Source organism: Nocardia sp. NPDC051833 (assembly GCF_040681225.1).
Classification (GTDB): domain Bacteria; phylum Actinomycetota; class Actinomycetes; order Mycobacteriales; family Mycobacteriaceae; genus Nocardia.
Genome location: NZ_JBFAYK010000001.1, coordinates 1579015 through 1598004, shown reverse-complemented (window position 1 = coordinate 1598004; position 18990 = coordinate 1579015). Strand labels below are relative to the sequence as shown.

At 69.6% G+C, this 18990-nt stretch carries 22 protein-coding genes; 8 read left to right on the top strand and 14 right to left on the bottom strand.

Annotated elements, in window-relative coordinates; all coding sequences use genetic code 11:
• Positions 1-77 precede the first annotated feature (77 nt).
• The 3 genes from AB0L91_RS07150 to AB0L91_RS07140 all read right to left on the bottom strand — a co-directional run bounded on the left by AB0L91_RS07150 (position 78) and on the right by AB0L91_RS07140 (position 1907).
• Positions 78-701: a DUF305 domain-containing protein gene (locus tag AB0L91_RS07150; protein WP_365007890.1), complete on the bottom strand. Its 624-nt coding sequence runs from the start codon at positions 699-701 to the stop codon at positions 78-80.
• 72 nt (positions 702-773) lie between these two features.
• On the bottom strand, positions 774-1265 hold the full coding sequence (locus AB0L91_RS07145) for a hypothetical protein (RefSeq protein ID WP_365007889.1): 492 nt from the start codon (positions 1263-1265) through the stop codon (positions 774-776).
• Between the two features lie 63 nt (positions 1266-1328).
• On the bottom strand, positions 1329-1907 hold the full coding sequence (locus AB0L91_RS07140) for a hypothetical protein (protein ID WP_365007888.1): 579 nt from the start codon (positions 1905-1907) through the stop codon (positions 1329-1331).
• A gap of 401 nt (positions 1908-2308) precedes the next feature.
• Here AB0L91_RS07140 and AB0L91_RS07135 point away from each other — a divergent pair, with 401 nt between their 5' ends.
• Together AB0L91_RS07135 and AB0L91_RS07130 are read left to right on the top strand one after the other, a co-directional pair.
• Entirely contained in the window at positions 2309-3457 is a 1149-nt protein-coding gene (locus AB0L91_RS07135) for a methyltransferase (protein WP_365007885.1), read from the top strand.
• A gap of 153 nt (positions 3458-3610) precedes the next feature.
• Entirely contained in the window at positions 3611-4483 is an 873-nt protein-coding gene (locus AB0L91_RS07130; RefSeq protein ID WP_357342964.1) for a Bax inhibitor-1/YccA family protein, read from the top strand.
• A 58-nt stretch (positions 4484-4541) separates the two neighbouring features.
• Here the strand turns inward: AB0L91_RS07130 and AB0L91_RS07125 are convergent, their stop codons facing one another.
• Both AB0L91_RS07125 and AB0L91_RS07120 read right to left on the bottom strand, forming a co-directional pair.
• Positions 4542-5762, bottom strand: coding sequence for an acetyl-CoA C-acetyltransferase (locus AB0L91_RS07125; RefSeq protein ID WP_365007882.1), 1221 nt, complete (start codon positions 5760-5762; stop codon positions 4542-4544).
• A 58-nt stretch (positions 5763-5820) separates the two neighbouring features.
• A complete protein-coding gene (locus AB0L91_RS07120) occupies positions 5821-6690 on the bottom strand; it encodes an SGNH/GDSL hydrolase family protein (RefSeq protein ID WP_365007880.1) in 870 nt (289 codons plus the stop codon).
• Between the two features lie 136 nt (positions 6691-6826).
• Here AB0L91_RS07120 and AB0L91_RS07115 point away from each other — a divergent pair, with 136 nt between their 5' ends.
• Positions 6827-8215, top strand: coding sequence for a cystathionine beta-synthase (locus AB0L91_RS07115; RefSeq protein ID WP_355273193.1), 1389 nt, complete (start codon positions 6827-6829; stop codon positions 8213-8215).
• 285 nt (positions 8216-8500) lie between these two features.
• On the opposite strand, the gene erm is transcribed toward AB0L91_RS07115, so the two are convergent.
• The gene (gene erm, locus AB0L91_RS07110; protein WP_365007878.1) at positions 8501-9325 is read right to left on the bottom strand and encodes an ErmE/ErmH/ErmO/ErmR family 23S rRNA (adenine(2058)-N(6))-methyltransferase; all 825 of its coding nucleotides are present in this window, start codon (positions 9323-9325) and stop codon (positions 8501-8503) included.
• 288 nt (positions 9326-9613) lie between these two features.
• Here erm and AB0L91_RS07105 point away from each other — a divergent pair, with 288 nt between their 5' ends.
• On the top strand, positions 9614-10900 hold the full coding sequence (locus AB0L91_RS07105; RefSeq protein WP_365007876.1) for an NtaA/DmoA family FMN-dependent monooxygenase: 1287 nt from the start codon (positions 9614-9616) through the stop codon (positions 10898-10900).
• A 4-nt stretch (positions 10901-10904) separates the two neighbouring features.
• On the opposite strand, the gene AB0L91_RS07100 is transcribed toward AB0L91_RS07105, so the two are convergent.
• Entirely contained in the window at positions 10905-11675 is a 771-nt protein-coding gene (locus AB0L91_RS07100) for a maleylpyruvate isomerase family mycothiol-dependent enzyme (protein ID WP_357342978.1), read from the bottom strand.
• Positions 11672-12286, bottom strand: coding sequence for a TetR/AcrR family transcriptional regulator (locus AB0L91_RS07095; protein ID WP_357342980.1), 615 nt, complete (start codon positions 12284-12286; stop codon positions 11672-11674). Before AB0L91_RS07095 ends, AB0L91_RS07100 begins: the two co-directional genes overlap by 4 nt.
• Positions 12287-12447: 161 nt before the next feature.
• Between AB0L91_RS07095 and AB0L91_RS07090 the strand changes: the two genes are divergently transcribed.
• The gene (locus tag AB0L91_RS07090; RefSeq protein WP_357342982.1) at positions 12448-12777 is read left to right on the top strand and encodes a hypothetical protein; all 330 of its coding nucleotides are present in this window, start codon (positions 12448-12450) and stop codon (positions 12775-12777) included.
• 20 nt (positions 12778-12797) lie between these two features.
• Here AB0L91_RS07090 and AB0L91_RS07085 read toward each other — a convergent pair whose 3' ends face one another.
• Complete coding sequence (locus AB0L91_RS07085; protein ID WP_357342984.1) at positions 12798-13979, bottom strand: acyl-CoA dehydrogenase family protein; 1182 nt, start codon at positions 13977-13979, stop codon at positions 12798-12800.
• Between the two features lie 99 nt (positions 13980-14078).
• On the opposite strand from AB0L91_RS07085, the gene AB0L91_RS07080 reads away from it, so the two are divergent.
• On the top strand, positions 14079-15221 hold the full coding sequence (locus tag AB0L91_RS07080) for a cystathionine gamma-synthase (protein ID WP_355273174.1): 1143 nt from the start codon (positions 14079-14081) through the stop codon (positions 15219-15221).
• Between the two features lie 94 nt (positions 15222-15315).
• Here the strand turns inward: AB0L91_RS07080 and greA are convergent, their stop codons facing one another.
• On the bottom strand, positions 15316-15807 hold the full coding sequence (gene greA / locus AB0L91_RS07075; RefSeq protein WP_110036717.1) for a transcription elongation factor GreA: 492 nt from the start codon (positions 15805-15807) through the stop codon (positions 15316-15318).
• Between the two features lie 239 nt (positions 15808-16046).
• Positions 16047-16505 (bottom strand): DUF4307 domain-containing protein, encoded by a 459-nt coding sequence (locus AB0L91_RS07070; RefSeq protein WP_365007868.1) that lies wholly within the window; start codon positions 16503-16505, stop codon positions 16047-16049.
• A 121-nt stretch (positions 16506-16626) separates the two neighbouring features.
• On the opposite strand from AB0L91_RS07070, the gene mca reads away from it, so the two are divergent.
• Both mca and AB0L91_RS07060 read left to right on the top strand, forming a co-directional pair.
• Entirely contained in the window at positions 16627-17487 is an 861-nt protein-coding gene (mca, locus tag AB0L91_RS07065) for a mycothiol conjugate amidase Mca (protein ID WP_355273168.1), read from the top strand.
• On the top strand, positions 17487-17747 hold the full coding sequence (locus AB0L91_RS07060; protein ID WP_365011209.1) for a hypothetical protein: 261 nt from the start codon (positions 17487-17489) through the stop codon (positions 17745-17747). Before mca ends, AB0L91_RS07060 begins: the two co-directional genes overlap by 1 nt.
• Position 17748: 1 nt before the next feature.
• On the opposite strand, the gene AB0L91_RS07055 is transcribed toward AB0L91_RS07060, so the two are convergent.
• From AB0L91_RS07055 to AB0L91_RS07045, 3 genes are all read right to left on the bottom strand, one after another.
• Positions 17749-17922, bottom strand: a complete 174-nt coding sequence (locus AB0L91_RS07055) for a hypothetical protein (protein WP_355273166.1) — start codon at positions 17920-17922, stop codon at positions 17749-17751.
• Positions 17923-18004: 82 nt separating this feature from the next.
• Positions 18005-18403: an NUDIX domain-containing protein gene (locus AB0L91_RS07050; protein ID WP_355273161.1), complete on the bottom strand. Its 399-nt coding sequence runs from the start codon at positions 18401-18403 to the stop codon at positions 18005-18007.
• A 10-nt stretch (positions 18404-18413) separates the two neighbouring features.
• Positions 18414-18986, bottom strand: a complete 573-nt coding sequence (locus AB0L91_RS07045) for a GyrI-like domain-containing protein (protein WP_365007864.1) — start codon at positions 18984-18986, stop codon at positions 18414-18416.
• Positions 18987-18990: the final 4 nt, after the last annotated feature.

Below are 18990 nucleotides of genomic sequence, written 5' to 3'. Positions count from 1 at the left end.
CGGTGGCGATTTCGATGACCAACCGAGACGTCGGCCGGGCGCGGCGCCGGGACCGGCTGTCCCGGCGCCGCTCCCGCTCAGCTCTGGCCGAGCATGCCGCGCATGGTGGCGATCTCGGCCTGCTGATCGGCCACGATCGCCGTCGCCAGCTGCCGGGATTCCGGGTTCACGCCGCCGTTCAGCTCGGTCTGGGCCATGTCGACCGCGCCCTCGTGGTGGGCGATCATCATCTCCAGCCACTGCCGGTCGAAATCGGCGCCCTGGGCGGCCTGCAGCGCGGTCATCTGCGCGTCGGTCATCATGCCGGGCATGGCGTGCCCGTCGTGGCCGCCGCTCGCGCTCGGCGCCGGCTTGCCGAAGCTGGTCAGCAGGGTGGTGATCTGCTGCATCTCCGGCGCCTGGGCCTTCTCCACCTGCGCGGCCAGCGCGATCAGCTGCGCGTTCTGGGTGTGCGTCGGCACCATCTTCGCCATGTCGACGGCCTGCGCGTGATGCGGGTACATCATCTGCAGGAAGGTGACGTCGACGTCGTTGAAGTCGGTGCGGGCCGCCGCCGACGGCGCGGCCGAGCTGGTGGTGCTCGTCGTGGCGTGAGAGTCGTGCGCGGCCTGGTCGTTGTCGTCGCTACAGCCCGCGGCGAGCAGCAGGGCGCTCGCGGCGGTGACGGCGAGCAGGGTGGCGCGGGTACGGCTGATGGACATGGGTGATCCTCCTGGGGATTCGTGTGGATGTGATTCGGTCCCGCCGCCGGGCATGCCTGGGCGGCGGACCTGTCAGATCCGCAGAATCGCCAGTTGGGCGAGGGAGAGCACGGTCCACGGCGGCGGGCGCTCGCGCCTGCCGCGCCAGGGCCGGGTGGCGGTGGTGCCACCCGCCGTGCCGTCGTCGGAGAGCCGGTAGAGCAGGACCAGGGTGAGCGCGGCGGCCAGTGCCGCGAGGACGAAGACGCAGCCGTGGATGCCCGCGCGCTCGTCGCATCCCGAGGCACCGCAGCCGGATCCCATCGCGTGCTTGTCCTCGCCAGGGAGGGCGACGTGGGCGGCGGCGAGGTGGGCGGCCGTGAGCAGCTCGTCGGCAGTGTGGCCGCCGGTGTGCTCCTGACCGGGTGTCGTGCCGAGATGGGAGGACTCGGTGCCACCCGGGTGCGCGGCGTGGGCGGTGCCGAAGACCGCCGAGTGCATGGCGAGAATCCCGGCCAGCAGCGCCAGCAGCGCGAGCACCCTGGCGATGCCGGGTGCGCGCACGCGCGAATGCTGGTCGGTCACGGCGCCCAGTCTAACCAGCGCGATCGAGTGACCCGCAATACCCGCACACGGTAGGGGTAGTGGCTACGGGTGCGCGATGTCGACGACCAGGCGCGGTGGGTCGGACAGCGCCGTGACGGCGAAGGCGGGCGCGTCGGCGTCGACACCGATGAACGACTGGGTGGTGCCCTCGTACACGGTCTTCTTGTAGACGCCGGTGATCTCCGGGACGCTCGGGTCGGTCACCGGATCGGGCCCGCTGAAGGACGGCACCGGCGAGTCGAACGGATAGATCGACCCGAGGATGCGCACCTCGAGGATCGAGCGACCGGCCACATCGACGGTCTTGCCGCTGCCGTCCTGCACCGCGCGATCGGTGTAGCCGACCTGCCAGCCGGGGGTCCCGGTGCCGCCGAGCGCGAAGACCACCCGGTCGAAGCCGGGCTGGTGGCCGATCCTGATATCGGTCACGGTCAGCGCCGCGCCCGGGGACGCCGCGCCGGACTTGGGGGCGTTGTCGCTGGGGGCCGCGCCGGTGGCGTCGGCGAAGGTGCCGGTGGTGCTCGTCGGGGGTGGCGTGGCCGCCGGCGCGTCCTCGGTGCCGCAGCCGGGCAGTGTCAGCGCGGCGACGGCGACCAGTCCGAACACGAGAGCGTTACGCATGGGGCTGATGGTACTCAGCGTCGGCGGTCCGGCGGGCGAACCGGCGCGGGGCGTGTTCGGGCTACGGTGAGTTTGCTGGGGCGCTCGACGGTGCGCGGGGCGCTCGGATCGGCGCTGGTGCCCCGATCGGCCCGCGGTGGCGACGGATTCGCCCGCCCGGAGAACCACCGTCATCGCGATGTTCGGGGCCGGTGGCCGCTGGTTCACCTGGCCGAAACATTGGGGAACAAGGGGATTCGTGAGATCGGCCGATCCGCGCCGACCTGCAAGGGTGTCGCAAATCGGTGGAAGCTGTTCGTGCCCATCGGAATACATGCTCCGACTACCCACTGTGAGCAAGGCCACCGGCGGATATCAGGGTCGGATGTGACGGTGGGGCAACGATCTAGCACACTTGTCGCGTGGACAGAGTCGAGGACGTATTCACCCGGCTGCGCCGGTATCCGGACGTGGAGGCGCCGAACCTCTATGCCGTCGACGCCGCCGACCGGTTACTCCTCGATACCGCGGCCGATGCCCTGTCGGCGGCGGGTAGCGGCGAAGTTGCGGTGATCGGCGACGCCTACGGCGCGCTCACCATCGGCGCGGCCACCCGCCACGATCTCACCGGCCTGCGCGTGCATCAGGACCTGCTCACCGGCGAACTCGCGCTCGCGGGCAACGCCAAGAATCTCGGCCTGACCGACCGCTACACTGCGCACGGCCTCGACGCCGGGTTGCTGACCGGCGCCCGGGTGGTGCTGATGCGCCTGCCGCGGATGCTGTCGGGGCTGGCCGAGATCGCCGAGGCCGTCGCCAGGTACGCCGCGCCGGACGTCGTCGTGTTCGCCGGCGGGCGCGACAAGTACCTCACCCCGGCCATGAACGAGGTGCTCGCCGAGTCCTTCGGGCAGGTGCGCGCGGGGCGGGGCAGGCAGAAGTCCCGGGTGCTGGTCGTCGGCGAGCCGCTGCCGGTCGGCGAGTCGCGGTTCCCGGTGGCCGAGCACATCGCCGAGATCGACGGCGACGTCCTCGCCTACGGCGCCGCCTTCTCCGGGCCCCGCCTCGATATCGGCACCCGGTTCCTGCTCGAGCACCTGGACCGGATGAAGCCCGACGCGCGCGAGGCCATCGACCTCGGCTGCGGGACCGGCATCCTCGCGGTGGCGCTGGCCAAGTCGCGGCCGCACCTGCGGGTCGTCGGCACCGATCAGTCCGCCGCCGCGGTCGCCTCGGCCAGGGCCACCGCGGCCGCCAACGGCGTGGCCGGCCGGGTGACGGTGGTGCGCGACGACGCGATGTCCTCGGCCGCGGACAACAGCGCCGATCTGGTCCTGTGCAATCCGCCGTTCCACGTCGGCGCGGCCGTGCACACCGGTTCGGCGATCAAGATGTTCGCCGAGACCGGCCGGGTGCTGCGGCCGGGCGGCGAGCTGTGGACGGTCTACAACTCGCATCTGAACTATCGCGGGGTGGTCGAGCGGATGGTCGGGCGCACCGACGTGATCGGCCGGAACCAGAAGTTCACGGTGACGCGGTCCGTTCGTGGTCTGCGCGACGTACAACGATAGAGCGGGTCGGACCGGGTAGAGTCCGATTTGTCCGTTCGGCGGGTGACCGGTCCGCCGGGAACTTTGTCCGATCACGACGCGTTGAACAGGGCAGTTGGAGCTGTTGCCCGCCGACAGGCGAACAGCGACTAATCACTCCAAGAAAGGCGCACGGTGCGTACCTCATCGAATCCGGTGTTCAAGAACTTACCTCGCCAGGAGGGAGTCGGCGGTTACGCGAACTTCGGTTCGGGCGTCGCCGGCGCGGGCCAGCTGGGCAACCAGCAGTACGGCCAGCAGCAGTACGGCGAGTACGGGCAGCAGTACGGCCAGCAGTTCCAGCAGGCCCCCGCCACCCGTGCGATGACCATCGACGACGTGGTCACCAAGACCGGCATCACCCTCGCGGTGCTGACCGTCGCGGCGATCGCCTCGTTCGCGCTGTCCTCGGCGAACCCCTCGCTCGCTCCGCTGTTCGTCATCGGCGGCGGTCTGATCGGCTTCGTGCTGGTCATGGTCGCGACCTTCGGCCGCAAGATGGACAACCCGGCGATCGTGCTGTCCTACGCGGCCTTCGAGGGTCTGTTCCTCGGCGCGCTGTCGCTGATGTTCACCGACGTCACCTTCGGCGGTGTCGGTGGTAGCGCCCTGATCGGTCAGGCGGTGCTCGGCACGTTCGGCGTGTTCTTCGGCATGCTCGTCGTCTACAAGACGGGCGCGATCCGGGTCACCCCGCGTTTCACCCGCATGCTGCTCGGCGCCATGGTCGGCGTGCTGGTCCTGATGGTCGGCAACCTGATCGCGAGCTTCTTCACCGACGGCGGCTTCGGCCTGCGCGACGGTGGCGCGCTGGCGATCATCTTCAGCCTGGTCTGCATCGCCATCGCCGCGTTCAGCTTCCTGCTGGACTTCGACGCCGCCGATCAGCTGATCCGCGCCCAGGCCCCCGAGAAGGCCGCCTGGGGCGTCGCCCTCGGCCTGACCGTCACCCTGGTCTGGCTCTACATCGAGATCCTCCGCCTGCTGAGCTACTTCCAGCGCGACTGATAACCGGACACAAAAGAGCGGCCCACCGACTCGGTGGGCCGCTCTTTTATTGCCTAGCTCAGCTCAGGCGCTCGATGATCAGGGCCATGCCCTGGCCGCCGCCGACGCACATGGTCTCGACGCCGAACTGCTTGTCGTGGGTCTGCAGGTTGTTCAGCAGGGTGGCGGTGATGCGGGCACCGGTCATGCCGAACGGGTGGCCCAGCGCGATGGCGCCGCCGGAGACGTTGAGCTTGTCCTCGTCGATCTTCAGCTCGCGCGCCGAGCCGAGCACCTGCACCGCGAAGGCCTCGTTGATCTCGAACAGGTCGATGTCGGAGACCGACTTGCCCGCCAGCGCCAGCGCGCGCTTGACGGCCTCGACCGGGCCGAGGCCCATGATCTCGGGGGACAGGCCGGAGACACCGGTGGAGACGATCCGGGCCAGCGGGGTCAGGCCCAGCTCCTTGGCCTTGGTGTCGCTCATGATGACCAGCGCGGCCGCGCCGTCGTTGAGCGGGCAGCAGTTACCGGCGGTGACGGTGCCGTCGGGACGGAAGACCGGCTTGAGCTGGCTGACCGCCTCGTAGGTGACGCCGGCGCGCGGGCCGTCGTCCTTGCTGACGACCGAGCCGTCGGGCAGGGTCACCGGGGTGATCTCACGCTCGAAGAAGCCGTTCTTGATGGCCTCCTCGGCGCGGTTCTGCGAACGCACGCCCCAGTGGTCCTGGTCCTCGCGGGAGATGCCGGTCAGCGACGCCACGTTCTCGGCGGTCTGGCCCATCGCGATGTAGGTGTCGGGGAGCAGGCCGTCCTCACGCGGGTCGTGCCACACGCCTGCGCCGCCCTCGGCGGTCTTGGCGGTGCGGGCCATCGCCTGCGCGAACTCGGGGTTCTTGGTGTCGGGCCAGCTGTCGGCCGAACCCCGGGCGTAGCGGGAGACGGTCTCCACACCGGCGGAGACGAACACGTCGCCCTCGCCCGCCTTGATCGCGTGGAAGGCCATCCGGGTGGTCTGCAGCGACGACGCACAGTAGCGCTGCACGGTGGTGCCCGGCACGGTGTCGAGGCCGAGCTGCACGGCGACGTTGCGAGCCATGCCGAAGCCACCCTCACCCGCGGGGGAGCCGGTGCCGAGCATGATGTCGTTGATCGAGCTCGCGTCGAGCGCGGGGACCTTGGCCAGCGCGGCCCGCACCATCTGGGCGGTCAGGTCGTCCGGACGCATACCCGCCAGGGAACCCTTGACGGCACGGCCGATGGGGGAACGGGCGACGGAGACGATTACGGCCTCGGGCATGAGGACTCCTTTTCGGGTGGTTCAGTGAACGGCGTTTACAAGCCGGTCTTTCTGGAATCTACGTCTCGCCGTGCGCGACGGGAAGACCAGGGCGGGTCTGCACGGCTTCGACGAGGACGGGCAACAGCTGAGCCGCCGCCAATTCGTACCCCGCCGCGGAGGGATGGAATCCGTCGGTCGCGAACAGGATCTCCGGGGCCGCGCGGAACTCCGAGGCGACCAGCGGAGAACCCATCGGCACCGCGATCCCGCCCGCCAGCGTGGTCGCGACGGTCTGCGCCTTGGCCAGGCGCACACTCCAGTTCGCCACCACCGTGCGCAGCGGCTGCTGGATCGCGGTGACGGTGCCCAGGTTCGGGCAGGTGCCGACGACGACCAGCGCGTCGGCCGCGCGCAGCCGCGACACCGCGGCGGCCAGCCTGCGCGCCGAGGCCCGGATGGAGTGTTTCTTGGTGATGTCGTTGGCGCCGACCAGGATGACCGCGGCGTCCGGCGGCGGCCCCGCGACGAACATCGCGTCCACCTGCCCGGCGAGCCCCTTGGAGGTGGCTCCGGAGATCGCCTTGGTGCTGAGCCGGATCCGCAGCCCGGTCGCCTCGGCCAGCCCGCGCGCCAGCCGCACCCCGGGCACATCGGCGGCCCCGAGGCAGCCGAGCCCGGCGGCGGTGGAGTCGCCGAAGATCATCAGGTGCAGGTCGCTCGGCACGCCCTTGCGCCACGGTTCGGGTAGTTGTGCCCCCGGGGCGTAGACGCCGTCGGCCTCCGGCGGCTTGGAGGTGTCGCGCCCGATGACCGCCCGCGCCGCGCCGGCCTGGGTCATCAGCAGCCGGTAGGTCGCCCACGAGACGGTGCCCGCGCTCGATCCGGCGAGCACGGTGGTGGCACCGGTGACGACAGCGGTCCGCCAGCTGATTCGAGGTGCGCTCACATCCGAAAATTCTACGACGCGAATCGGCCGGGCAGCAGATCCCGAACCGGCCCAGCGCGGCGCCGCCGGTGGTGCCACTGCTCACAGGATCCGACCAGGTCGCGACGCCGAGCTACGGCTCTGCAACGATGGGGGTATGCGTATCGCGGATCATGTCGTCGACCTCATCGGGAACACCCCTCTGGTTCGGCTGAACTCTGTGGTCGGCCCGAACGCGGGCCTGGTCGCCGCCAAGATCGAATACCTCAACCCGGGCGGCAGCTCCAAGGACCGGATCGCGGTCAAGATGATCGATGCCGCCGAAGAGGAAGGGCTGCTGAAGCCTGGCGGCACCATCGTCGAGCCCACCTCGGGGAACACCGGTGTCGGTCTCGCGCTGGTCGCCCAGCAGCGCGGCTACAAGTGCGTGTTCGTCTGCCCGGACAAGGTCAGCGAGGACAAGCGCAACGTGCTGCGTGCCTACGGCGCCGAGGTCGTGGTCTGCCCGACCGCCGTGCCGCCGGAGCACCCGGACAGCTACTACAACGTCTCCGATCGCCTGGTCCGCGAGATCGAGGGCGCCTGGAAGCCCAACCAGTACGCCAACCCGGGCGGTCCGGACAGCCACTACGAGACCACCGGTCCCGAGATCTGGCGCGATACCGAAGGCAAGGTCACCCACTTCGTCGCCGGTGTCGGTACCGGCGGCACCATCACCGGCACCGGCCGCTACCTCAAGGAGGTCTCGGGCGGCAAGGTGAAGATCGTCGGCGCCGATCCCGAGGGTTCGGTGTACTCGGGCGGCACCGGTCGCCCGTACCTGGTCGAGGGGGTCGGCGAGGACTTCTGGCCCTCCGCCTACGACCCGACCATCCCGGACGAGATCATCGCCGTCTCCGACGCCGACTCCTTCGAGATGACCCGCCGCCTGGCCCGCGAGGAGGGCCTGCTGGTCGGTGGCTCCTGCGGCATGGCCGTGGTCGCCGCGATCGAGGTCGCCCGCCGCGATCCCGACGCCGTGGTCGTGGTGCTGCTGCCCGACGGTGGCCGCGGCTACCTGTCGAAGATCTTCAACGACAAGTGGATGAGCTCCTACGGCTTCCTCACCACCCCGCTGGAGGCCGGTCCGGAACCGCTCGTCGGTGACGTGCTGCGCGGCAAGTCCGGCGAGCTGCCCGACCTGGTGCACACCCACCCGTCGGAGACCCTGCGCGACGCCATCGAGATCCTGCGCGAGTACGGCGTCTCGCAGATGCCGGTCGTCGGCGCCGAGCCGCCGGTGATGGCGGGCGAGGTCGCGGGCAGTGTCACCGAGCGCGACCTGCTCTCGGCCGTCTTCGAGGGCCGCGCTCAGCTCACCGACTCCGTCGCCCAGCACATGAGCCCGTCCTTCCCGCTGATCGGCTCGGGCGAACCCCTCTCGACGGCCACCAAGGCCCTGTCCGACACCGACGCCCTGATGGTCGTCGAGGACGGCAAGCCAGTCGGCGTCATCACCCGCCACGACCTCCTCGGCTTCCTCAGCACCGGCTCCATCGGCCACTGAGCCCGTTCGTCCGGGCTCGCACAAATACGAGCCCGGACGACTACACCGGAATCACTGAAGTGGTTCGGGGTTTCGCGATGCGGTGGGCGCAGAGTGCTTTTCGTATGCCTGCTCTGCGTGAGCTCGTGGATTCTCGAATCCCTATGAAGTATCGACCGCTGTGAATTTCGTGCGGCTGTGTGCTTCTCGTGAGGGAGGCTCGAAGGTACCGATCCGGCGAGGTAAGTGAACCTGAAGCTGCATCCCGTTGCCGCCCCGTGGTGAAGGGGCGGCAACGGGGTCCGGCTAGCCCGTCAGCGCCGAGTGCAGTGCCACCCACTGTTCCGGGTGGACGTAGGCGACCACGGTGTCGCGGGCGATGCCCGCCTCGGCCATGGCCGCGTCCACACCCTGATACCGGGTGCGCAGTGAGGCGCGCACCGTGCCGCCGATGCCGGAGAATCCGGTGCGCACCAGGTCGGTGTAGGAATCCCGGTGGGCGACAAGGGGTTCCGGTCGGCGATCGATCCGCAGGATGGCGGAGTCGACGGCGGGGACCGGACGGAAGCTGGTGCGGTGCACCTGGCCGTGCAGCCGCCAGTCGAACCACGGCCAGCTCGTCGCGGTCAGCAGACTCCAGCGACCGTAGTCGCCGGTGCGTTTGCGCGCGTACTCCCGCTGGGTGAGCAGGGTCGCCGAGGTGAGCGCCGGCGCGGCCAGGCACCAGTCGACGATCTCGGCGGTGACCGAGAACGGGATGTTCCCCACCACCGCGAACGAGGTGCGCGGCGCCTTGGCCTTGGTGAAATCGCCACGCACCACGCGGATCCCGCGCTCGGCCCTGGTCTGCGCCGAGAGCTTCGCCGCCAGCAGCGGATCGATCTCGTAGGCCGTGACCCGCGCGCCACGACCGGCCAGCGCCCGGGTGAGGACGCCTTCGCCCGCGCCGGGCTCGAGGACCTCGCCCGCCGGATCGGCGACCGTCATCATCGTGTCGACGGCGGTCCGATCCACCAGGAAGTTCTGCGAGAGCGTCCGTCTCGCCAGGTCACGCGACGTCCGGCCACCGCTGTGCCCGGTGACCTTGCGCTGGGTGTGTGAGTAGTTTCGGTGTGCAAAATCCTGCGCCACGGCAGTTGCCCCTTCGGGTCATCGAGTGGATGAGAGCTCGATGGGCCCTGGGCGCGCCGGTGGACGCCGATGCGATATCCGCGTCCGCTAGCGGGCCAGAGCCCGGACGTAGCGGATGCGAATGAATACTTGGCACGACATGCGGCACACCTTAGAAACCGGACGACCACCCACGCAACCGAATTTCCGCGTCCGCCGCCGCATGCCGGGGCAGCGCGCGGTATTCCGCTCGAATTATGGTGAGCGCAACCATGGTCGAGGTCGTGGCTACCCTGCTGGACTGGCGGCATGGGCACCGAACGCCGCAAGTTGAAGACGGTTACCGGCGTGAGCGGGTCGCGTGACGTCTACGCCGCCGCACTCGATCCGACTCGCTCCACCCTCGACGAGGCACGGCGGATCGCCAGGATCGCCGAGGACAACAAGATCGGCGCGGTGTTCGCGGCCGACCTGCTCGCCTTCGGGGCCCAGGGGGCGATCGGGGCGCAGGAACCGCTGATCCAGCTGGCCGCGCTGAGCGCGGTGACCACCCACGTCGGCCTCATCGCGACGGTCACCACGACCTTCCACCACCCCTACAATCTGGCCCGGCTGTTCGGCACCCTCGATCACGTCAGCAACGGCCGCGCGGCCTGGAACGCGGTGACCTCCTCCCTCGGCGAGGAGAACTACGGCGACGGGGACCTGCCGAGCCCGGAGGCGCGCTACGCCCGTGCCGGCGAGGTGCTGGCCGTGGTCAACGCGCTGTTCGACAGCTGGCGGCCCGGCGCCCTGCGGCCCGACGGGAACGGTGGCGCGGTGCTCGACGACGCGCTCGTCCGGCCGATCGACCATGCGGGACAGTATTTCTCGGTCCGTGGGCCGCTGAACATCCCGCCGCTGCCGCAGGGCAGGCCCGTGCAGTTCCAGGCCGGGCAGTCGGCGGGCGGCATCGAGCTCGGCGCGCGGTTCGCCGAGGTGGTGTTCACCTCGCTGCCGACGCTCGAGGACGCGGTCACCTACACGAAGAAGATCCGCACCCGCGCCGCGGAACTCGGCAGGCCCGACGGGCTGCCGCTCATCTTCAGTTCCTTCCACGCCACCTACGGCGCCACCGAGGCCGAGGCCGCCCGGCTGGTCCGCGAGGCGGCCGAGGCCACCGACTTCGACGCGGGCCGCCGTCAGCTGGCCGACATACTCGGTGGCGGCGTCGACCTGTCCGAGCTGCCGCTGGACAAGGCGCTCCCGGAAAGCCTGCTCCCGCACCTCGATACGGTGCATCGGCGCCGGGGCCGGGTGGAGATCTTCAGCAAGCTCGCCGCCACCGGCGCCACGCTGCGCGAACTCGTCGTCGCCGCCAAGGACACCGGCCACTGGGCCGCCGCGGGCACCCCGGAACAACTCGCCGACGCCATCGAGGAGCGCTACCGGGCGAACGTGCTCGACGTGATCTCCCTCGGCGGCCTGGCCGAGGAGCGCACCCGCGACTTCGTCGTCAACGGCCTGCTGCCCGAACTGCGCGGGCGCGGGCTGGTCGACAGCGACTACCTGGCCGGCACCTACCGGGAGAACCTGGAGCTGCCCGCGGTCGGCTAGTCGGTCAGAACGGCACCTCGGTGTTCAGCAGGCCGGAGCCGTCGGCGCGCCGGGACACGATGCGGCAGAACTCGATCGCGTCCAGCTCGATGGCCGGTGCCGCGGTCGGGCCGCTCGCCCAGGTGCCGCCCGCCGGGCCGTGCAGGGTGAGCCGGTAGGGGGCGCCGTGGCGCTGGGCCCACTCGCGGACGACATCGTCGACGATGCGTCCGTCGTGCTCGGCGGTGAGCTCGAGTGGTCGCCCGGTCGCCTGGCTCAGGTCGATCCGGTGCATCCACGGGTCGCGGGTGAGGATCACCTCGGTCAGGTAGCCGACCGTCCAGCGCTCGTCGGCGCCGTTGACCCGCTCGGAGCCGGGCATCGTCAGCTTGCGCAGGAAGCCGGGCAGCCTGCGCCGGGCGGCCGCGGCGCGCGGGCCGAGGCGGGCGAGCTGGGCGGTGAGCTCGGCGGGGGAGTGCACGCCGTAGCGGGCGACCTGGAAGGCGGTCAGCGCGTCGATGCGCTGTTCCTCGCCGTTCGGCCGCCGATCGGCGACCCGGTTCTGCCGGATCATCTCGGGGAGCGACGCGGTCATCGCGGCCATGCCGACCACGTGGGCGATCAGCTGGTGCACAGTCCATTCCGGGCAATCGGTGGGCCGGTCCCAGTCGGCGGGGTCGAGCGCCGCGAGGGCGGCGCCGACGCGGGTGTACTCGGTCGCGGCCAGCGTCATCGAGTCGGGGCGGGGCAGGGCGCTGCGGCGCGGAGTGGTCGGCGCCGGAGTCGTGGTGGTCATGGCGGATCCCTCGGTTCCGGGGGCAGGCCGACGCTGTCGGCCCACATGGTCATCGCGCGTTCGATCAGCCTGCGTCGGCTGTCGCCGGCCGGATCGTTGGCGAGTTGCTGGTCGATGAGGCCGCCGATCAGGCTGAACCAGATCTCGATGTCACCCCGATCGGTGACACCTGCCTCGGCGAACATGGCGACGGCTTCGCGGACCACCCGCACCGACGGCGCGAACGCCTCGGGCGACGGCTCGAATCCGGGCACCGTGCGCTGATTCATCAGCTGGTAGCGGGCCAGGTCCGCTACCGCGTAATCGAAGAAGCTGTAGGCGAGCGCGAGCAGCCGGGGCCGCGGCGCGGTGGGTAACGCGGCGGTGACCCGGGCCGCGTGCGCCTCGTATTCGGCCCACGCCTGCTCGAACATCGCGTCGTAGATCGCGTGTTTTGCCGCGAAATGGGTGTAGAGGGAGGGCGCGCGCATGCCGACCCTGGCGGCGACATCGCGCAGGGTGATCTGCGCCAGCCCGTTCTCCCTGGCGAGTTCCCACGCGACCTGCAGGATCTCCCGCCGCGTCGCCTCACGGCGTTCGGCTTGCCTATCGCGAGTAGTTTCACCTAACACAGTTAGAATTGTGTCGCAGATCACTGTCGCCGTCAAGGGTTTATCGCTGGTCGCGGGGTGCGGCGGAGTTGCGTCAACGGGGCGCCAGGGGGATTCTGAGCGGGTAGCACCGACTCGAGACAACTTTCGGCTAACCAGCACGGCGAGCGAAGGGGCCTGTAGTGGACGTCACCGAACCGGCCATCCAGCTGCTCGGCATGACCCCGATATTTCCTGCTGTCGCAGGGTATTTGGCGCGTGAGGGCGTCGTCCGGTCGCTGCGCCGGTCGCCGTACGCCCCGCTGCTCGGCCGCCTCGTCGCCGCGTTCGCGTGGGGTTGCGGCGGGTTGGCGTCGTTGACGGTGCTCGGCATCCCGGCAGCGATCACCGTGCCGATCGCGCTCACGGTCCTGACCGTCGTGGTCTCGATCCTGGCGATCGCCTTCGCGGGCGGCCTGATTCGGCCCGCGCCGGTCGCCGGGCGCGGGCCGGGAGTGCCGGCCAGGCGCTGACCCGGCCGGCCCGAAGCCGCCTAGCGGAAGGCGTTGGCGTCGGTGAGCGCCTTGCCGAGCACGAGCTGATGCACCTCGGCGGTGCCCTCGTAGGTGAGCACCGACTCCAGGTTGTTCGCGTGCCGCAGCACCGGGTAGTCCAGCGTGATCCCGTTGGCGCCCAGAATGGTTCGGCACTCGCGGGCGATCGCGATGGCCTCGCGGGTGCTGTTGAGCTTGCCCGCGCTGATCTGCTCACCGGTGATCTCGTGCCGGTCCTTCAACCGGCCCAGATGCAGCGCCAGCAACTGGCCCTTGCCGAGTTCCAGCGCCATGTCGGCGAGCTTGGCCTGGGTGAGCTGGTAGGCGGCCAGCGGCTTGTCGAACACCTCGCGGGTGCGCGCGTAGTCGATCGCCGAGGCCAGGCAGTCCCGGGCCGCGCCCAGCGCGCCGAAGACGATGCCGAAGCGCGCCTCGCTCAGGCACGCCAGCGGCGAGCTCAGGCCACCCGACTCGGGCAGCACCGCGTCGGCGGGCAGCCGGACGTCGTCGAAATCCAGTGCGGCGGTGAGGGAAGCGCGCAGCGACAGCTTGCGATGGATCTCGCGGGTGGTGAAACCGGGGGTGCCCGCCGGGACGAGGAAACCACGCACGCGCGGCTTGTCCCGGCCCGGTTCCTCGGCGTACGCCCAGACAACGGCGATATCGGCGACCGAGCCGTTGGTGATCCACATCTTGGACCCGTTGAGCACCCAGTCGTCACCGTCACGCTTGGCCCTGGTCCGCATCCCGCCCGGGTTGGAGCCGTAATCGGGCTCGGTGAGACCGAAGCAGCCGATCACCTCGCCCGCCGCCATCGCGGGCAGGTACTGCTGCTTCTGCTCCTCGGAGCCGAAGAAGTGGATCGCGGTCATCGCCAGCGAGCCCTGCACCGAGACCATGCTGCGCACGCCCGAGTCGACCGCCTCGAGTTCCTGGCACGCCAGGCCGTACGCGGTCGCCGAGGCGCCGGCGCAGCCGTAGCCGTCCAGGTGCATTCCGAGCAGGCCGAGTTTGCCGAGTTCGGGGGCGATCTCCCTGGCCGGGAAGGTGCCTGCCTCGAACCACTCGGCAATGTGCGGGCGCAGCCTGCGCTCGCCGAAACGGGCCACCGTGTCGCGGATCTCGCGCTCCTCCGGGGAGAGCAACGGGTCGATCGCGAACAACTCTTCGACAGTCACCATGGCGCCAGCGTAGCCGCACGGTCATCGGCGAATCCGGCACTTGGTACACCGCGAATACCCCTGCGCACGGCCCCGAAACCGGCCAACTAGTCTGGGGCCATGAGTGAGCTGGGATTCTCGACCAGGGCCATCCACGCCGGATATGAACCCGATCCTCAGACCGGTGCGGTCAACGTGCCCATCTACGCGAGCTCCACCTTCGCCCAGGACGGCGTCGGCGGCATGCGCGGCGGCTACGAATACGCGCGCACCGGCAATCCGACGCGCACCGCGCTGGAAGGCAACCTCGCCGCCCTCGAATCGGGCAGCTTCGCGCGGGCCTTCGCCTCCGGCATGGCGGCCACCGACTGCGCGCTGCGCGCCACGCTGCGCCCCGGCGATCACATCGTGATCCCCGACGACGCCTACGGCGGCACCTTCCGGCTCATCGACAAGGTCTTCAGCCAGTGGGGCATCGAGCACTCGCCCGCCCACATCGCGAACCTCGACGAGGTGCGCGCGGCCATCCGCCCGAACACCAAGCTGGTGTGGATCGAGACGCCGACCAACCCGCTGCTGAGCATCGGTGACATTCCCGCGCTGGCTGATATCGCGCACGAGGCCGACGCCAAGCTGGTCGTCGACAACACCTTCGCCACCCCGTACCTGCAGCAGCCGCTGCTGCTCGGCGCCGACATCGTCGTGCACTCGACCACCAAGTACCTGGGCGGCCACTCCGACGTCGTCGGCGGCGCGCTGATCACCAACAGCAAGGAACTCGACACCGCGTTCGCCTTCCTGCAGAACGGCGCGGGTGCCGTGCCCGGCCCGTTCGACGCCTTCCTCACCCTGCGCGGCATCAAGACGCTGGCCGTGCGGATGGAGAAGCACTGCGACAACGCCGAGGTGATCGCGGAGTTCCTGACCAACCACCCGGCCATCTCGCAGGTGATCTACCCCGGCCTGCCGACCCACCCCGGTTACGAGATCGCGCAGAAGCAGATGCGCCGCAGCGGCGGCATGATCTCGGTGCGGCTGGCCGGCGGCCGCGAGGCGGCGCTGAAGTTCTGCTCGCGCACCGAGATCTTCACCCTGGCCGAGTCGCTGGGCGGCATCGAGTCGCTCATCGAGCACCCGGGCGCGATGACCCACGCCAGCACCGAGGGCTCGGCGCTGGAGGTCCCCGCCGACCTGGTGCGGCTCTCGGTCGGTATCGAGGACATCAGCGATCTACTCGCCGATGTCGAGCAGGCACTGAGCTGACCGGGACCCCCAGATGACGAAACGGCCGCATCCGATGTTCGGATGCGGCCGTTCGCGTTCGGGTTCGGTCGGTGCGGGCTCGGTCAGGCCAGGATCAGCCGTGGTACGGCTCGGCGCTGACCAGCGTCACCTTCATGGTGTTGCCGTTGGGCAGCGTGTACTCGCGGGTCTCGCCCACCTTGGCGTCGATCAGCGCGCCGCCCAGCGGGGAGTTCGGCGAGTAGGTCTCCAGGTTGGTGGCGCCGAGGCCCTCTTCGCGGGTCGCGATCAGGAAGGTCTCGGTGTCGTCGGAGTCGCCGTCGTAGTACACGGTGACGACCGAACCCGGCAGAGCCACACCGGACTTGGTGGGGGCGACGCCGACCTTGGCGTTGTTCAACAGTTCCTGCAGCTGGCGGATTCGCGCCTCCTGCTGGCCCTGCTCCTCACGCGCGGCGTGGTAGCCGCCGTTCTCCTTGAGATCGCCCTCTTCGCGGCGCTCGTTGATCTCGGCGGCAATGACCGGACGATTGGCAATGAGCGAGTCCAGCTCGCCCTTGAGCCTGTCGTGCGACTCCTGGGTAAGCCAGGTCACATTCTCGGTCATCTCGATCACTCCCTAGTAGTTGTTCCCGGCGCACCGGGATTCCCTGAAACCAGCGCGACACCCTCCGGAGGAGGGCATGCACCAGCCCGACGGCTGGAGCGATCCTGGGGGGTGAACCCGTAACCCGGAAACAGCACCGCTGGCCGCCAATGCAGCAAACACGGCTCCGAGCCCCGGAACCGTGTATCAGGCCATTTTAGCATGTCTCATAAATATGCAGGTCAGGCTAGGCGAGGCTGCTATTCCACGCGCAGATAGCCCGGTACTTGCTCGGTGCAGCCGTAGATGTCGCCCGCCGACGGACGCGCGGAGGACTTGACCGTGGTGGTCACCTGGACGCTGGTGGAGTCGGATCCGGGGACGAGCACCTCACGCCTGCCGACCTCGGCGCTGTCGCGGTCCATGGCCCGCACGAAGCAGACGACGGCCTGCTCCGGGTTGTCCCGGGTGACCTTCATCCGCACGGTCAGCGTCGAGTCGTCGACGACCACGTATCCGAGCTGCTCGGTCTCGATCGCCTTCGGGCCGTACTTCTGGAACCCCAGAAACGCGACGCCGACCCCGGCGACCAGCACGCCGATCCCGAGCACGACCAGCGGCCATGTCCGACGCGCCGGTGGTTTGGTGCCGTAACGGTCGGCGTGTCGGGCTGCGGCGGCGGCCGAGGTCGCCGCGGAGTCCGGTGCGGGCTCGGTCATCGGTTTCTCGCTCCCGGGGGTGGTCGGAACAAACGGGGGGTCGGATGGAACTATAGGGAACGAAGTTCTGACACCCGCGAGCGAGAGCGATGGTGAACGAGACGTGAGTGGCCTTCGCCTCATGGCGGTGCACGCACACCCCGACGACGAATCGAGCAAGGGCGCCGCGACCATGGCCAGGTACGCGGCCGAGGGCGTGGACGTCCTGGTCGTGACGTTGACCGGTGGCGAGCGCGGCAGCATCCTCAACCCCGCGATGGACACCCCGGGTGTCCTGGACCGGATCGAGGAGGTCCGGCGCGAGGAGATGGCCGCGGCCGCGCACGCGCTCGGTGTGCGCCAGCACTGGCTCGGCTTCGTCGACTCCGGCCTGCCCGAGGGCGACCCGCTGCCGCCGCTGCCCGAGGGCTGCTTCGCGCTGGTGCCGCTCGAGGAGTCGACCGAGGCGCTGGTGCGCGTCGTGCGCGAGTTCCAGCCGCACGTGATCACCACCTACGACGAGAACGGCGGCTACCCGCATCCGGATCACATCCGGTGCCACGAGGTGTCGATGGCCGCGTACGAGGCGGCGGGCGATCCGGCGAAGTTCCCCGCGGCGGGCGCACCGTGGACGCCGCTCAAGCTCTACTACGACCACGGCTTCAGCATGAAGCGCCTGGAGGCCTTCGCCGAGGAGTACGAGCGCATCGGCGAACCGTTCCCGCTACAGGAGTGGCTGGACCGGATGAAGCAGTTCAAGCGCGGCGATTCCTGGGGCCGGGTCACCACCCAGATCGAATGCTCCAAATATTTCCCCCAGCGTGACGACGCCCTGCGCGCGCACGCGACCCAGATCGATCCGAACGGGGCGTTCTTCGCGATCCCGTTGGAGATGCAGCAGCGGCTCTGGCCGACCGAGGAGTTCGAATTGGCCAAGACGAGGGTGAGCACCGCCATCCCGGAGACCGACCTGTTCGCCGGCATCGAGGATGCCGACCGGTGATGTTGGTCTACCTCGCTCAGAACACCCCGACCGGACCCGAGTTCGGCAAGGCGTCGCCGCTCGGCCTGCTGGTCATCCTGATCCTGCTGGCGGGCACCGTGCTGCTCGTGCGCTCGATGAACAAGCACCTCAAGGGCCTGCCCGAGACGTTCGAGCCCGAGCACCCGGAACCGGACCAGAAGGCCGACGAGGGCACGGAACCGGGCGCCATCGAGCCGGAAACCGGCGACGGCGCTCCGAAGGCCCCGAAAACCGACTGAGCTAGGGCAGCTGCGCGATATCGGTCACCAGCTCGCCGACCAGATCCCTGGCGGCGGCCGCGTGCTCGGCCAGCTGCCGTGGCGCGCCGGTCGCGCTGAGCTCGATCATCTTGTTCATCAACCCGAAGATGACCACGAGCCTGCGCAGGGCGGCCCTGCGCTCGGCCGCGGACAATTCGGTGCTGCCTAATATCTCTGTCCCCGTCACGAGAGTGTGATCGTCGCACCGGGACACAACGTTTCGCCGAAACGGGTGGTCACCAATCGATGAGGTCGAGTTCGTGGAGGCGGCGGAAGACCATCATGGAGCCGGGGGCCACGTGGTCCATGGCGGCGTATTCGCTGACGGTGAAGTAGCGGAATTCGGCGATCTCGCCGGTGGCGTGGGGTTCGCCGGTGAAGTCGGCGAGGAAACAGGTCATGTGCAGGCCGGTGTTGCGGCCGTGGCCGAAGGCCTCGGCCTCGAAGATGCCGAGTTCGGCGACGCCGGACAGCCCGACGCCGAGTTCTTCCTCGATTTCGCGATGTAGCGCCTCTAACGGGGTTTCGCCCGGATCGATCTTGCCGCCCGCCATGTAGAAGACGTCCTTGCCCTCCGGGCGCGTCTGGATCAGCCTGCGGTCGCGGACATGGGCGAGGGCGGCGGTGCGGATCATGGAGATCACTCTAGGGAGCGATCGGCTCCCGCTCTCGCCGAACCGGGTGGCGCAGGATCGTCCGTGTCGCTTCCGGCGCGGTACGGCGCAGGTCGGACAGGTAGATCTCGTGGTGCAGGCCGTTCATCGTCAGGCCGTGCTCGGCCATGTACGCGTCCATCCGCGCCAGCGTCGTGGGCTCGTCGGCGAATGGTCCCACGTGCAGCACCTGGATCGCCTCACCCTCGGTGAGCTGCTCGAATCCGACACCGTCGACCATGTCCGCGGTGACCGTCTCGGGCATCCGGATCAGCAGCTTCCAGTGCCATTCGTCGCGGGGCACGGTGAGCGGCGGCAGGTCCGATTCCACCCACCACAGGCCCTCGAGCTTGGGCACGACGAAATCGGCGCCAGCGGCCTTGGCCTGTTTCTTCGCGCCGTAGGCGGCGCGGTACAGCGATTCGACGGCCGCGCTGTAGGCGGCTCCGCCGGGGGCGCCCCGGCCGGGCGCGGTGAGGTAGGAGTAGGTCGGGAAGGTGCGCAGGACAGGGTCGGCCGGGGCGGTGTAGTAGGGGCGGTCGGTCTTGGCCAGGTCCAGTTTCATGGCA